At 65.5% G+C, this 319-nt stretch carries 1 protein-coding gene; it reads left to right on the forward strand.

From position 1 onward, the window contains the following. A partial coding sequence (locus XarjCFBP7645_RS21245) for a hemagglutinin repeat-containing protein (protein ID WP_181126449.1) occupies nt 1-319 on the forward strand: 319 nt, incomplete at both ends.

A 319-nucleotide genomic window follows, 5' to 3' on the forward strand; every position in this document is an offset into this window, starting at 1 on the left:
GACGGCAAGGTCGCCACCCGTACCAACATCAGCACCGGCGACAGCCTGCAACTGACCGCCGGCAACGACCTGACCATCCGCCAGGCCGACGTCAAGGCCGGCGGCGATCTGACTGCCGCAGCCGGCAACAACCTCAACGTCGAATCCGTCCTCAACGAGACCGAAACCAACAGCTACAAGAGCCGCAACGGCAAGACCCGCGTCACCACCACCACGACCACGCAAACCATCGACCAGCAGGCGCTCACTGCCGGCGGCAACCTGATCCTCAGCGCCGGCAACGACGTCAATCTGGTCGCGGCCAAGCTGGACGCCGGCA

Source organism: Xanthomonas arboricola, assembly GCF_002940665.1.
Lineage (GTDB): Bacteria > Pseudomonadota > Gammaproteobacteria > Xanthomonadales > Xanthomonadaceae > Xanthomonas > Xanthomonas arboricola_B.